Below are 13,831 nucleotides of genomic sequence, written 5' to 3'. Positions count from 1 at the left end.
GAGGAGCGGGTTCCCGCCTGTGATTCCACTGGGGGAACACCTCCGGCCCCGAAATAATGCCGAGGAACAATGCCGAGGCCCAGGAGATCAGTGGGAGGTTTTCTTCCGCCTGCCCGCACCCGGCAGGCGGAAGCGGGCCGGGGTGGTCGCGACCGCCTCCCGTCCGTCGCCCGTGCCGAGCCAGCCCGCGAGCTTGCCGCCCTGGCCGACCGCGCGCAGCCGGCGCTCGGTGGCGTCGCGTACCGGGTCGGTGGCGACGACCAGCAGCTCGTCGCCCTTGCGCAGCACGGTCGCCGGGCCGGGGACGAAGCTGGTGCCGTCCCGTACGACGAGGGTGACGGCGGCTCCGGCCGGGAGGCGCAGCTCGGCGACCTCGACGCCGTGCATCCGGGAGCCGTCGGGGACGGCGACGGAGAGCAGGTGGCCGCGGAGCCGTTCCAGCGGGGCGGACTCGACGCCGAGGTCGGCGGCCTCGGCGGAGTCGCCGAGCTTGAGGGCCCGGGCGAGCCAGGGGAGGGTCGGGCCCTGGACGAGGGTGTAGACGACGACCAGGACGAAGACGATGTTGAAGATCCGTTCGCTGCCCTCGATCTGTCCCACCATCGGGATGGTGGCGAGGATGATGGGGACGGCTCCGCGCAGGCCGGCCCAGGACATGAGGGCCTGCTCCTGCCAGGGGATGCGGAAGGGCAGCAGGCTGACCAGGACCTCCGTGGGCCGGGCCACCGTCGTCAGGACGAGGCCGATGACGACGGCCGGCCAGAAGTCGTGGACGAGCTCGTGCGGGGTGACGAGCAGGCCGAGGAGGACGAACATGCCGATCTGGGCGATCCAGCCGAGTCCCTCGGCGAAGCCGCGGTTGGCGGGGGAGTGCGGCAGCTTGGCGTTGCCGAGGACCATCGAGGCCAGGTAGACGGCGAGGAAGCCGGAGCCGTGGGCGAGCGCGCCGGCCGCGTAGGCGGTGACGGCGATGGCCATGACGGCGATCGGGTAGAGGCCGGAGGCGGGCAGGGCGATGTGCTTGAGCCCGTACGAGCCGACGAAGCCGACCGCGAGGCCGACGGCGGCGCCGATGGCGAGCTGCAGGGCGATCTTGCCGATCAGGAGGTACCAGGCGTCGACGGGTCCCGCGGTGGAGAAGGAGACGACGAGGATGACGACGGGGGCGTCGTTGAAGCCGGACTCGGCTTCGAGGACGCCGGTGACCCGGGGCGGCAGCGGCACCTTGCGCAGCACGGAGAAGACGGCGGCGGCGTCGGTGGAGGAGACGACGGCGCCGATGATCAGTGCCTGCCGCCACTCCAGGCCGACGAGGTAGTGGGCGCCGGCGGCGGTGATGCCGACGCTGACGGCGATGCCGAGGGTGGAGAGGACGGCCGCGGCGGGCAGGGCGGGCCTGATCTCCTTCCACTGCGTGCCGAGACCACCTTCGGCGAGGATGACGACGAGGGCCGCGTAGCCGATGACCTGGGTGAGTTCGGCGTTGTCGAAGGCGACGCCCCCGATGCCGTCCTGTCCGATGGCGACGCCGATGCCGAGGTAGAGCAGAAGGCTGGGGAGCCCGCTCCGGGAGGAGATCCGCACGGCGGCGACCGCGATCAGCAGCACCAGCGAGCTGATCAGCAGGAGTTCGTTGAGCTGGTGGACAGTCAGTGCGCCGTTCCTTCCCCTCGCGGCCGCGCCGGATCGTTCAGCCGGCGGACGGTACTTCGTTACCTTACCTAATCTTTAACGCTTTCTTGACGCCTTCTTTGCGTTCCGGAGCCCCTCCCGCACGTCCCTGGGCGCAACCCCCTCCCGATACCGACCTGACACCGAGTCCAGGGCGCTCGGACGCTGCGCCTATGGTTGCTCCCGTACTCCAGGACCACCCTGCCCCTCGAAGGACAGCGATGCCCTCCAACACGACCGCGCCCCCCGCCAAGAAGAAAGGCAGGCGCGCCCGCCTGATCGTCCTGCTCCTGGTCCTCGCGCTGGTCGGGGCCGTCGGCTTCGGCGGCTGGTGGGGAGTCGGCACCGTCCGGGCCTCGTTCCCGCAGACCACCGGCGAGGTCCGGCTCGACGCCCTCTCCGGCGACGTCGAGGTCAAGCGGGACGCCCACGGCATCCCGCAGATCTACGCGGACACCGAGACCGACCTCTTCCGCGCCCAGGGCTACGTCCAGGCGCAGGACCGCTTCTACGAGATGGACGTCCGCCGCCACCTCACCGCCGGCCGCCTCTCCGAGATGTTCGGCGACAGTCAGGTCGACACCGACGCCTTCCTGCGCACCCTCGGCTGGCGCCAGGTCGCGCAGCAGGAGTACGACAAGGTCCTGACCCCGGAGACGAAGAAGTACCTCCAGGCGTACGCGGAGGGCGTCAACGCCTACCTGAAGGACCGGGCCCCGAAGGACGTCTCCGTCGAGTACGCGGCCCTCACCCTCAGCCACGACTACACGATCGAGCCGTGGACGCCGGTCGACTCGGTCGCCTGGCTCAAGGCAATGGCCTGGGACCTGCGCGGCAACATGCAGGACGAGATCGACCGCTCCCTGCTCACCAGCCGGCTGACCCCGGCCCAGATCAAGCAGCTGTACCCGGAGTACCCGTACGAGCTCCACCAGCCGATCGTCGACCGCGGCACGGTCGACCCGGTCACCAGGAAGTTCGACCCGAAGGCCGGCCAGGAGGGCCGGGACGGCCAGAGCGGCGAGGACGGCCGGAGCGGTGAGGGAAGCCCGGGCTCAGGCGCGAGTGCCCAGCTCGCCGCCCTGTCGAGCCTCTCCGACGTCCTCGACGGCGTCCCCTCGCTCCTCGGCCCCAACGGCAACGGCATCGGCTCCAACTCCTGGGTGGTCGCCGGGAACCTCACCACCTCCGGCAAGCCGCTGCTCGCCAACGACCCGCACCTCGCGCCGATGCTGCCGTCCCTCTGGTACCAGATGGGCCTGCACTGCCGCTCCGTCTCGGCGACCTGCCGCTACGACGTCGCCGGCTACACCTTCTCCGGCACGCCCGGTGTGATCATCGGCCACAACGACTCCATCGCCTGGGGCCTCACCAACCTCGGCGCCGACGTCACCGACCTCTACCTGGAGAAGATCAGCCCCGAGGGCTACCTCGTCGACGGCAAGGTCAAGCCCTTCGACACCCGCGAGGAGACCATCAAGGTCGCCGGCGGCCGGGACCGGACCATCACCATCCGCTCCACCGACCACGGTCCGCTCCTCTCCGACCGCTCCTCCGAACTGGAGAAGGTCGGCCAGAAGGCCCCCGTCGGCAACTCCGCCCCCGACCGCTCCACCGGCTACGGCGTCTCCCTGCAGTGGACCGCCCTCCAGCCCGGAAAGTCCATGGACGCGATCTTCGCGATCGACCGCGCCCAGAACTTCGCGCAGTTCCGGGCCGCCGCGAAGAACTTCGAGGTCCCCTCGCAGAACCTGATCTACGCCGACACCGAGGGCAACATCGGCTACCAGTCCCCGGGCAAGATCCCGCGGCGCGCCAAGGGCGACGGCACCCTGCCCGCGCCCGGCTGGGACTCCTCGTACCGGTGGAAGGGCTACATCCCCTTCGAGCGGCTGCCGTACGAGTACAACCCGGACCGCGGCTACATCGTCACCGCCAACCAGGCCGTGATCTCCCCGAAGCAGTACCGCGACCTGCTCACCAAGGACTGGGGCTACGGCTCGCGCAGCCAGCGGATCAACGACCTCATCGAGTCGAAGACCAAGGACGGCGGCAAGATCTCGCCGGACGACATGCGGACCATGCAGACCGACAACCGCAGCGAGATCGCGACCCTGCTCAACCCGCTCCTGCTGAAGATCGACATCTCCGACCCGCACGTCCGCGAGGCGCAGAAGCTCCTGGAAGGCTGGGACTACACGCAGGAGCCCGACTCGGCCGCCGCCGCGTACTTCAACGCGGTCTGGCGCAACGTCCTCAAGCTCGCCTTCGGCGACAAGCTGCCGAAGGAGGTGCGCGCCGAGGGCGACTGCGTCAACGTGCGCCCGGCCGACGCCACCGGCCCGGTCGACGAGCAGAACAAGCTGGTCCGCGAGTGCGGTGAGCGCGACGCCGACTCGGCCCAGCCGGACGGCGGCGACCGCTGGTACGAGGTGGTCCGCCCGCTCCTCAAGCAGGAGAAGAGCGAGTGGTGGAAGACCCCCGCCACCCGCACCGACCCGGCCGCCGAGACCCGTGACCAGCTGCTCGCCCGGGCCATGAAGGACGCCCGCTGGGAGCTGACCGCCAAGCTCGGCAAGGACGTCTCCACCTGGAGCTGGGGCCGGCTGCACCAGCTGACCCTGAAGAACCAGACCCTCGGCACCGCCGGTCCCGGTGTGGTCCAGCGGCTGCTCAACCGCGGCCCGTGGAACCTCGGCGGCGGCGAGGCGGCCGTCGACGCCACCGGCTGGAACGCGGCCGGCGGCTACGAGGTCGTCTGGGTGCCGTCGATGCGGATGGTCGTCAACGTCGGCGACTGGGACAAGTCCCGGTGGATCAACCTGACCGGCGCCTCCGGCCACGCCTTCCACGACAACTACACCGACCAGACGGACGCCTGGGCCCAGGGCGAGCTGTACGACTGGGCCTACGGGAAGGCGGCGGTCGACGCGGCGGCGAAGGACACGCTGACGCTCAGGCCGTGACGGCCCTCAGGACGGCCGGCTGTCCTTGGGACGGCGAAAACGGGCCACCCCGTCCGGGGTGACCACCGCGTGCACGGGGTGGTCGTGCGGTTCCTCAGGGACCCGCGCGACCACCTCGTCCGCGTAGAGGAGCACCACCAGGGCCGGGTCCTTCCCGGAGCGGGCGAGCCGGGCGAGGACCCGGTCGTACGAGCCGCCGCCCCGGCCGAGCCGCATGCCGCGCGCGTCCACCGCGAGGCCCGGCAGCAGCACCGCGTCCGCCGTGCACACGGCGTCCGGGCCGAGCCGCGGGCCCGTCGGTTCGAGGAGGCCGCGGCCGGCCTTCGCCAGCGCCTCCCTCCCCTCGTACGCGGCCCAGTCCAGGTCGTTGTCGGGCAGCAGCACCGGCAGCAGGACCCGTACCCCGCGCGCGTGGAGGGCGTCGAGCAGCACGCGCGTGCCGGGCTCACGGCCGACCGAGACGTACGCGGCGACGGTGGCGGCACCGGCCAGTTCGGGCAGCCCGAGGCCGGCCTCGGCCAGGGCCCGCGCGGTCCGGGCGAGGGCGTCGGGGGAGAGCGCGGCGCGGGCGTCGAGGAGGCGGCGGCGCAGCAGTGCCTTTTCGGACAAATCAGGACTCTCTTTCTGCACGGGGAGCTCAGGAACCTCTCGTAATCGTCTTTATGCGGCGAAAGTTAATCGGAACCCCATCTTTCTCTCATTCCCCAGCGGATAAGGTGCCCGTATGAATCAGCAGTCCCCCCGGCCCGGCCGGATCAGCAAGGCTGTCATCCCGGCCGCCGGTCTGGGCACCCGCTTCCTCCCGGCGACCAAGGCGACCCCGAAGGAGATGCTGCCGGTCGTCGACAAGCCGGCGATCCAGTACGTCGTCGAGGAGGCCGCCGCCGCCGGGCTCTCCGACGTGCTCATGATCACCGGTCGGAACAAGCGCCCCCTGGAGGACCACTTCGACCGGAACTACGAGCTGGAGGAGGCGCTGAGCCGCAAGGGCGACGACGAGCGCCTCTCCAAGGTCCAGGAGTCCAGCGACCTCGCCACCATGCACTACGTGCGCCAGGGCGCCCCCCGCGGCCTCGGGCACGCGGTGCTGTGCGCGGCCCCGCACGTCGGCGACCGGCCCTTCGCGGTCCTCCTCGGCGACGACCTGATCGATCCGCGCGACCCCCTCCTCGCGCGGATGGTCGAGGTCCAGGAGCGCGAGGGCGGCAGCGTGATCGCGCTGATGGAGGTCGAGCCCTCGCAGATCCACCTCTACGGCTGCGCGGCGGTCGAGGCGACCGTCGACGGCGACGTGGTGCGGGTGACGGACCTGGTGGAGAAGCCGGAGCCGGCCGAGGCACCCAGCAACTACGCGATCATCGGCCGCTATGTGCTCGACCCGGCGGTCTTCGGCACGCTCCGGGAGACCGAGCCGGGCCGGGGCGGCGAGATCCAGCTGACCGACGCCCTGCAGAAGCTGGCGGGCGACGAGAAGCTCGGCGGGCCGGTGCACGGCGTCGTCTTCAAGGGACGCCGCTATGACACCGGGGACCGCGGCGACTATCTGCGTGCCATTGTCAGACTCGCGTGCGAACGTGAAGATCTGGGACCGGACTTCCGGGCCTGGCTCCGGAGATACGTCAGCGAGGAGATGTAGGACCTTGAGCAGCGACACGGCACCGTCCGAGGCCCCCCGTGGCCACGACCACGGTCACGGCCCGGGCGACCCCTGCGCGGGACCGGCCCGTGGCCTGTGGTCGGTCGACGAGCACCTGGCCGACATCCTGGCCACCGTCCGCCCGCTCGACCCGATCGAGCTCCAGCTGCTCGACGCGCAGGGCTGCGTCCTGGTCGAGGACGTGACGGTGCCGGCAGCGCTGCCGCCGTTCGACAACAGCTCCATGGACGGGTACGCGGTCCGGGTCGCCGACGTCACCGGCGCGACCGAGGAGTTCCCCGCCGTCCTCACCGTCATCGGCGACGTCGCCGCGGGCGCGGGCGGGCTGCCCGAGGTCGGCCCCGGCCAGGCCGCCCGGATCATGACCGGCGCCCCGCTCCCGCCCGGCGCCGAGGCCGTCGTCCCCATCGAGTGGACCGACGGCGGCACGGGCGAGGGCGCCGCCACCGGCATGCGGGCCGCGAGCGCCGCCCCGGAGGGCGCCGCCGGAGAAGTACGGGTGCACCGCGCGGCGGAGGCCGGCGCCCACGTCCGCCGGGCCGGCAGCGACGTACGGGCCGGGGAGCTCGCCCTCGCGGCGGGCACGGTCCTCGGGCCGCCGCAGCTCGGGCTGCTCGCGGCCATCGGCCGGGGCACGGTGCGGGTCCGGCCGCGCCCCCGCGTGGTGGTCCTCTCCACCGGCAGCGAGCTCGTCCAGCCCGGCGAGGAGCTGGGCCCCGGCCAGATCCACGACTCCAACAGCTTCGCGCTCGCCGCCGCCGCCCGGGACGCGGGCGCCCTGGCCTACCGGGTCGGCGCGGTCGCCGACGACGCCGAGTCCCTGCGCTCCACCATCGAGGACCAGCTCATCCGGGCCGACCTGATCGTCACCACCGGCGGCGTCAGCGTCGGCGCCTACGACGTGGTGAAGGAGGCCCTGACCGCCGACGGGCAGGTCGACTTCCGCAAGCTGGCCATGCAGCCGGGCAAGCCGCAGGGCTTCGGCGCGATCGGCGCCGAGCAGATCCCGCTCCTCGCCCTGCCGGGCAACCCGGTCTCCTCGTACGTCTCCTTCGAGCTCTTCGTCCGCCCCGCGATCCGTGCCCTGATGGGCCTGGAGGACCTGCACCGCCCGGTCGTCCGCGCCACCCTGAAGGCCGACGCCCCCCTCTCCTCCCCGCCCGGCCGCCGCCAGTACCTCCGGGGGACGTACGACGCCGAGTCCGGCACCGTCACCCCCGTGGGCGGTGCCGGCTCCCACCTGATCGCGGCCCTCGCCCACGCGGACTGCCTGCTCGTCGTCCCGGAGGAGCGGGACGGGGCGGAGCCGGGGGAGGAGCTGGACGTGGTCCTCCTCGGCTGAGGAGGAGCGGGTGGGGGTACGGTGCAGTCCCACACAGCGACCGGGAGTGTCACGGCCATGAGCACGCAGCAAGGTCTCACCCACATCGACGAGGCGGGGGCGGCCCGCATGGTCGACGTCTCCGCCAAGGACGTCACGGCCCGCACCGCGCGGGCCAGCGGGCGGGTCCTCGTCTCGCCGCGCGTCATCGAGCTGCTGCGCGGCGAGGGCGTCCCGAAGGGCGACGCGCTGGCCACCGCCCGCATCGCCGGGATCATGGGCGCGAAGAGGACGCCGGACCTCATCCCGCTCTGCCACCCGCTGGCCGTCTCCGGCGTGACGCTCGACCTGTCGGTCGCGGACGACGCCGTGGAGATCCTGGCGACCGTGAAGACCACGGACCGCACGGGCGTCGAGATGGAGGCCCTGACGGCGGTCTCGGTGGCCGCGCTGACGGTCGTGGACATGGTGAAGGCGGTCGACAAGGGCGCGGTCATCTCCGACGTACGGGTCGAGGAGAAGACCGGCGGCAAGTCGGGCCACTGGACCAGGACGGACACGGAGGGCGCGGCGTGACCCGCGGCGGCCGGGTGGCGGGCGCGCACGAGCCCGAGAAGCCCGCTCCGGGCGCGCACGAGTCCGGGCCCGCTCCGGCGGCGCTCGGCCCGGACACCGGCGGCGCCCTGGTCGCGCCGTACGCGGCCCTCGTCGTCACCGCCTCCAACCGGGCGGCGGCCGGGGTCTACGAGGACAAGGGTGGTCCGCTGATCGCCGAGGGCCTGCGCGGGATGGGCTTCGCGGTCGACGGCCCGCAGGTCGTCCCGGACGGGGCGCCGGTCGAGGCGGCGCTGCGGGCCGGGATCGCGGCCGGGTACGACGTCATCCTGACGACCGGCGGGACGGGGATCTCACCGACCGACGAGACGCCCGAGGTCACCGCCCGCGTCCTGGAGCGGGAGATCCCCGGCATCCCGGAGGCGATCCGGGCGTACGGCCGGGAGAAGGTGCCGACGGCGGCGCTCTCGCGCGGCCTCGCCGGGGTCGCGGGCGGGACGCTGATCGTGAACCTGCCGGGTTCGACCGGCGGGGTACGGGACGGGCTCGCCGTCCTGGAGCCGTTGCTGCGGCACGCCGTGGACCAGATCCGCGGCGGCGACCACCCGAGACCGGTGGAAGCGGGCCCGGCGTCATGACCGCGGCCTGGCCGGTCGTCCTCGTCGACGGAGACGTACTGCTCCGCCCGATAAGGATGCGCGACCAGAAGGAGTGGCGGGAGGTGAACCGCCGCAACCGCGAGTGGCTGCGCCCCTGGGAGGCGACGGTCCCGCCGCCCGCGCCGGGCATGCCGCCCGCCCAGCGCCCCACGTACCGTCAGATGGTGCGCCACCTGCGGGCGGAGGCGAACGCGGGGCGGATGCTGCCGTTCGTCATCGAGTACCGGGGGCGGATGGCCGGGCAGCTGACGGTGGCCGGGATCACCTGGGGGTCGATGTGCTCGGGGCACGTGGGCTACTGGGTGGACAGCGAGGTCGCCGGGCGCGGAGTGATGCCGACGGCGGTCGCGCTCGCCGTCGACCACTGTTTCCGGACGGTGGGGCTGCACCGCATGGAGGTCTGCATCCGGCCGGAGAACGGCCCCTCGCGCCGGGTGGTGGAGAAACTCGGTTTCCGGGAAGAGGGATTGCGGCCGCGTTATCTGCACATCGACGGGGCCTGGCGGGACCACCTGGTCTTCGCGCTGACGGTGGAGGAGATTTCGGAGGGGCTGCTCGCCCGCTGGCACCGCACGCGACGCCGGGACGCCGCCTGAACCCGTAAATCACATAACTGTTCGAATTCCAGCGGCATATGAACACCGCTCGATCTGAACAATCACAAAAAAGTTCAGTGATATCAGCCAGATCGTGCGACACACCGGCCCAATTGGCCGATGCCCCGTCGCGAACACCTCTACCGTGTGAGACGTGAGCAGCAGCGGCCTCATCTACGCAGTCATCGTCGGGGCCTGGGCCGCCTACTTGGTGCCGATGTGGCTCCGCAGGCAGGACGAGCTGAACGAAGCCCGTCCGACGGAACGCTTCAGCACCGCCATCCGGCTGCTGTCCGGACGGGCGGGCATGGAGCGCCGGTACGCCAAGGAGCTCCGTGAGCGGGACCGTACGGCCCGGGACGCGACGCCCGACGTGGACCCGGACGCGGCGACCGAGCATCTGAGCTCGGTCGACGTCCGGGCCTTCTCCGCGCCTCCGGCCAGGACCGAGGCGCGCCTCGTGCTGCCCGAACCCGAGCCGGAACCGGCCCCGGCGCCCGCGCCGGCCCCCGCCCGCCAGGCCGCCGCCGGCGCCGCCGAGCGGGCCCGCCGCGGCAAGGTCCTGGCGCGCCGCCGGCGCACCACGATCATGCTCTTCTCCGCCTTCACCCTCGGGGCCGTGGTCGCCGCCGTCGGCGGCATCGCGTTCCTGTGGGCGCCGGGCGTCCCCGCCGTGCTGCTCAGCGCCTACATCGTCCACCTGCGCGCCCAGGAGCGCCGCCGCTTCGTCTACGTGATGGACCGGCGCCGCGCCGAGGCCGCCGCCGCCCGCCTCCGCGAGAGCCGCGCGGCCGCCCCCGCCCCGGAGCCCTCGCCCGCCCCCGCCGTCTCCCCGCAGGAGGCCGACCGGCGCGCCCTGGTCGAGCAGACCGACCACGCGGAGTGGGTGGACCAGCAGCGCGAGCGCGGCCCGGCCCGCGGCGACAGCTGGGACCCGGTGCCGGTGCCGCTCCCCACGTACGTCACCGCGCCGGTCGCCCCCCGGGCCTCCAACGGCGTGGACGTCACCGACCCGGAGACCTGGAGCGCGGCCCGCTCCTCCACGGCCGCCGAGCAGCCCCCGCCCGCCTCCCCGGCCCCCCGCCGCCGCCCGGCCCCCCCGCGCCGCGGCCGCGACCAAGGCCGCACCCCCCTCTTCGACCAGTACGCCGACCCCACCGACGACGAGCGCCCCCGCGCCGCCAACGAATGAGCACGACCGGCCGGGCCCCCGCCCGACCTGCGGCGGAAGCGATTTTTCTTCTCGTCGATCGGGATGCTAATGTTTCACACGTCGCAGGGGCCTGTGGCGCAGTCCGGTAGCGCACCTCGTTCGCATCGAGGGGGTCAGGGGTTCGAATCCCCTCAGGTCCACCAGCGATTGTTCTTGAGTAGCTCTCAGGAACGTTGACGAGATCCCGTCCGATCGCAAGATCGGGCGGGATCTTCGTCGTTTCGGGGTCGTTCGATGCCTGTTCGGGGTGGTGGATGGCGGCGTATCGGGTCTGGCGGGTTGCTCGGCAGGTGCCTCACCGCTGCCGGGGCGTGCGAACCGGCCCCGGTCGCCCGGGGCTGGTGATGGTGCTGTGCGGCTGTGACGCTGCCCGATCAGAGGTTGGCCGGCGGATGCCGCCCCATGTCGAGTGGGGTGGGCATGTACGCCAGGTCATGATCTGGGGCAGCTGGAACGGATTCGAAGTCGGCGTCGGAGAGTCGGCTGCCGGTGCGCTCGTAGAGCCAGGTTTCCAGGATGTCCAGGTTTCCGATTGTCACCATGATCGCGATGAGGATCGTCTGGGCCACCTGGCCGGGCGCTCGGCGGTGCATGGGGTTCCCGATGTTCATGTCGGCGCTCTTGAGACGACCGTTGAGCCCCTCGTTGTGGGAGCGGATCGGCTTGTAGATCCGGTCCCAGGCGGGGCTGAGGTAGTGACTGTCCTGTCGGAACTTTGCGATCTTCAGGTCTCCGGCCGCGTCGGCGGGGACGCTGATCGCGGAGGCCCCGCAGACGGCGGGCAGCGCCTCCTTGCCGGGAGGGTCCGTCCACTCTCTGTCAGGGAGCTGGATGGTCGGGCGAGCCGAGGCGTGGCTGGCGCGAGAGCGGAGATCCGCCAGTTTGATCACGGTCTGAGGCGGGCCCGAGGCGGTCGGTCGAGTAGGGCGGAGGCGTTCTCGGCGTGGACAGTTCACCGAAGGGGACGGTCCGGCCGCCGGGCACTGCAGGCGCACGGTTCCACGGGCGTCGGCGTTCTGCTTGAGCTTGAGGAAGTAGGGCAGCCGCTCGGCGGCCACCGGTTTCAGTTCATCGAGCCGTCGGCGGAAGGTCTTGTCGTCCATGCCGTGAGTGGCCTGAGCCAGGGCGTTGGGGATGTGTGGGCAGGCGAGGGAGCCGTCGATCAGTACGGCTCCTTGCCAGCTGCCCTGGATGCCACGGTCGGCCGCCTTGTAGTCCAGGGCCAGGCGGTAGCCGAGTCGGCGTACCGGAACCTGAAAGTTCTCCGGCGAGCAGCCGGTGTAGGCCCGATCTGCGGCACAGATACCTGTCGGCAGTCGAAGCTCGGCGAGGTGCTTCAACACGGTGACCGCGTTCTCGCCCGTACGGACGGTCGGAGTGTCCAGGCTGACACCAAGGCAGAGCTGTGGATAGGAGGGCGCGCGGCGGCCCTTCGTGGCTCCTTCGCCCGTACGGGAGTGGGCGGCGACGAGCAGGCTCGCGCTGTAGCCGAAGATGCCCTTGTCGGAGCCGCCGCTGAAGTGCCAGCCGGCGGTGATCTCGACGGAGGCCGTGCCCGAGCGGTCGCTATCAGGGTTGGCCAGAACCGGGATGGAGGTGGCGTCCACGCCCACGTCACCGGCCCAGTTCCGCAGGTATCCCCGTTGCTGTGCCAGCCGGACCGGGACCAGTACGAGATCGTTCGCCAGCCGTTGGAGCCGGTTCGCGGCCGCGCGGCCGACAGCCTCGTCCCAGACAGCGGAGTGGATGTCCGCCTCCGCTTGGTCCAGGCGCCGGCGCCGGTCGCAGCGTGCCGGGTCGAGCGCGGTGGTGATCCGGTCCAGCCCCCGGTAGAGGCGACGACTGGCAGCTATGCACGCACGTGCCGTGGACGGCGGAACCTCGGGGATGCCGAGCCACGCGCGAGCTGCGGGCTGGAGACGGAAGTGCAGGATCCGCCAGGCGTCGGAGACCGTGGCTCGGCCCGTGTAGTACACGGCGAGCATCAGGCCGGCCAGCACGGTCCTCGGCCGCACGCCTGGTGGCCCAGGACGGCCTCGCAGCATGTCCTCCAGCTGCTGGGGCAGGCCGGAGCGGTCGAGGACGGTCAGCAGCTGGCCGACCTTCGAGTCTGGGATCTCGGTGAGCCGTCCAGGCCGCAGTCGTGGTCGCGCATGGCGGGCGGCCAGCTGATCGGCTTCAGGTCGCGCCCTCACGAGCGGCGGCCACGCAGCAATCGGATCACCTCCGCCCTGGGTAGTGGGGGCACCCAGTGGTGGTAGCCCGCCAAACCGGCAGGGGAGGCCATGCCCGCGGCGGAAGCGACCGCCTCCGGACTGATGCCCTCGGAAAGCCGACCGACGATCCACGTCGACCGCAACCGCCGAGCGGAGAGCGGCGGCAGACCCGCGTGGGGCCGATGGCGGGCAGGCCAGGACGAGACGAGGTTCTTGGCTGCCGCCACCTTCCGTCCCGGCCGGAAGAGGAACCCGGTTCCGGCGGTCTCTGCCAGCTCGGCCAGCGTGCCTTCCCAGTCGGAGTGGCACGCCACGAGCCGGCCGAGCAGCTTCTCCTCCAGCACCGCGACCCCGCCGGAGGTCACGCGAACGTGACTGCCTCGCATGGGCGGGACTTCGCCCGGCATCAGGCCACACCCGGCTCCGAGCGTCATGAGGGCGAGGCCGTCGAGTCGAGCCTGGTCCGGCAGATGATTCGCCCAATCCCGCAGGCGAGCCAACTCCCCGGCCCCATAAGGCGGCTGAGACGTGCGAGGCGAGGAAAGCCGAGCCGGAGGCGCCTCTCCGCGCTGGACCCACACCAGAGCCTCCCGTGCCCGCCGCAGCCAGGTCCGGTAGGTCAGTACTGTCGAGTCCTTTGCCGCAACGCAGCCCGACAGGATGAAGGCGTCGATCGTCTCGGTCCGCAGCCAGGTTCCCGGGTCGCGCGGCAGCCCGCTCCGGTCCGCCCAGACCGCGATCCGGCCGATCACGTACAGCAGATGCTCCGCCGCGTAGCAGGTAGCCGGAGCCGTTGCCGCCACGGTTGCTCTCACCAACTCGGCGACCGGCGCCCACTGCCGATGCGGCAGCCGGGGCCGGTAGTCGCGGATCTTGCTGGAGACCTCCGAACTCAGTGTCACAGACCAACAGAACCGGCTGGACAAGCAGCCAGTGAAGACGTCGAAGGCGATCTTCACGGAAAGGAGTGCATCGAC

Annotated in this window: 11 protein-coding genes and 1 tRNA gene; 8 read left to right on the top strand and 4 right to left on the bottom strand. The window is 71.9% G+C overall.

The window, feature by feature from the left end; translation table 11 throughout:
* Nucleotides 1–87: 87 nt before the first annotated feature.
* Complete coding sequence (locus QK442_RS06980) at nucleotides 88–1,608, bottom strand: potassium/proton antiporter (RefSeq protein ID WP_349239634.1); 1,521 nt, start codon at nucleotides 1,606–1,608, stop codon at nucleotides 88–90.
* A gap of 284 nt (nucleotides 1,609–1,892) precedes the next feature.
* Between QK442_RS06980 and QK442_RS06975 the strand changes: the two genes are divergently transcribed.
* On the top strand, nucleotides 1,893–4,637 hold the full coding sequence (locus QK442_RS06975; RefSeq protein WP_282692956.1) for a penicillin acylase family protein: 2,745 nt from the start codon (nucleotides 1,893–1,895) through the stop codon (nucleotides 4,635–4,637).
* 6 nt (nucleotides 4,638–4,643) lie between these two features.
* On the opposite strand, the gene QK442_RS06970 is transcribed toward QK442_RS06975, so the two are convergent.
* Nucleotides 4,644–5,246 (bottom strand): 5-formyltetrahydrofolate cyclo-ligase, encoded by a 603-nt coding sequence (locus tag QK442_RS06970; RefSeq protein ID WP_282692955.1) that lies wholly within the window; start codon nucleotides 5,244–5,246, stop codon nucleotides 4,644–4,646.
* A gap of 115 nt (nucleotides 5,247–5,361) precedes the next feature.
* On the opposite strand from QK442_RS06970, the gene galU reads away from it, so the two are divergent.
* The 7 genes from galU (at nucleotide 5,362) to QK442_RS06935 (ending at nucleotide 10,781) form a co-directional block, all read left to right on the top strand.
* Entirely contained in the window at nucleotides 5,362–6,273 is a 912-nt protein-coding gene (gene galU / locus QK442_RS06965) for a UTP--glucose-1-phosphate uridylyltransferase GalU (protein WP_282692954.1), read from the top strand.
* Nucleotides 6,274–6,367: 94 nt separating this feature from the next.
* Nucleotides 6,368–7,636 carry a gephyrin-like molybdotransferase Glp gene (gene glp / locus QK442_RS06960; RefSeq protein ID WP_282693120.1) on the top strand — a complete coding sequence of 423 codons (1,269 nt, stop codon included), beginning with the start codon at nucleotides 6,368–6,370 and terminating at the stop codon, nucleotides 7,634–7,636.
* 57 nt (nucleotides 7,637–7,693) lie between these two features.
* Nucleotides 7,694–8,191 carry a cyclic pyranopterin monophosphate synthase MoaC gene (gene moaC, locus QK442_RS06955; RefSeq protein ID WP_282692953.1) on the top strand — a complete coding sequence of 166 codons (498 nt, stop codon included), beginning with the start codon at nucleotides 7,694–7,696 and terminating at the stop codon, nucleotides 8,189–8,191.
* Between the two features lie 107 nt (nucleotides 8,192–8,298).
* On the top strand, nucleotides 8,299–8,808 hold the full coding sequence (locus QK442_RS06950) for a MogA/MoaB family molybdenum cofactor biosynthesis protein (protein WP_282693119.1): 510 nt from the start codon (nucleotides 8,299–8,301) through the stop codon (nucleotides 8,806–8,808).
* Nucleotides 8,805–9,425 (top strand): GNAT family protein, encoded by a 621-nt coding sequence (locus QK442_RS06945; protein WP_282692952.1) that lies wholly within the window; start codon nucleotides 8,805–8,807, stop codon nucleotides 9,423–9,425. Before QK442_RS06950 ends, QK442_RS06945 begins: the two co-directional genes overlap by 4 nt.
* A gap of 154 nt (nucleotides 9,426–9,579) precedes the next feature.
* The gene (gene glpR, locus QK442_RS06940; protein ID WP_282692951.1) at nucleotides 9,580–10,617 is read left to right on the top strand and encodes a gephyrin-like molybdotransferase receptor GlpR; all 1,038 of its coding nucleotides are present in this window, start codon (nucleotides 9,580–9,582) and stop codon (nucleotides 10,615–10,617) included.
* An 87-nt stretch (nucleotides 10,618–10,704) separates the two neighbouring features.
* A tRNA-Ala gene (locus tag QK442_RS06935) sits at nucleotides 10,705–10,781 on the top strand.
* A 231-nt stretch (nucleotides 10,782–11,012) separates the two neighbouring features.
* On the opposite strand, the gene QK442_RS06930 is transcribed toward QK442_RS06935, so the two are convergent.
* The gene (locus QK442_RS06930; RefSeq protein ID WP_282692950.1) at nucleotides 11,013–12,833 is read right to left on the bottom strand and encodes a hypothetical protein; all 1,821 of its coding nucleotides are present in this window, start codon (nucleotides 12,831–12,833) and stop codon (nucleotides 11,013–11,015) included.
* Nucleotides 12,830–13,813, bottom strand: coding sequence for a hypothetical protein (locus tag QK442_RS06925; protein WP_282692949.1), 984 nt, complete (start codon nucleotides 13,811–13,813; stop codon nucleotides 12,830–12,832). Before QK442_RS06925 ends, QK442_RS06930 begins: the two co-directional genes overlap by 4 nt.
* Nucleotides 13,814–13,831 lie beyond the last annotated feature (18 nt).

The organism is Streptomyces sp. CC208A, from assembly GCF_030010625.1.
In the GTDB taxonomy this organism is placed as follows: domain Bacteria; phylum Actinomycetota; class Actinomycetes; order Streptomycetales; family Streptomycetaceae; genus Streptomyces.
This window is presented reverse-complemented; position numbering and strand designations above follow the sequence as displayed.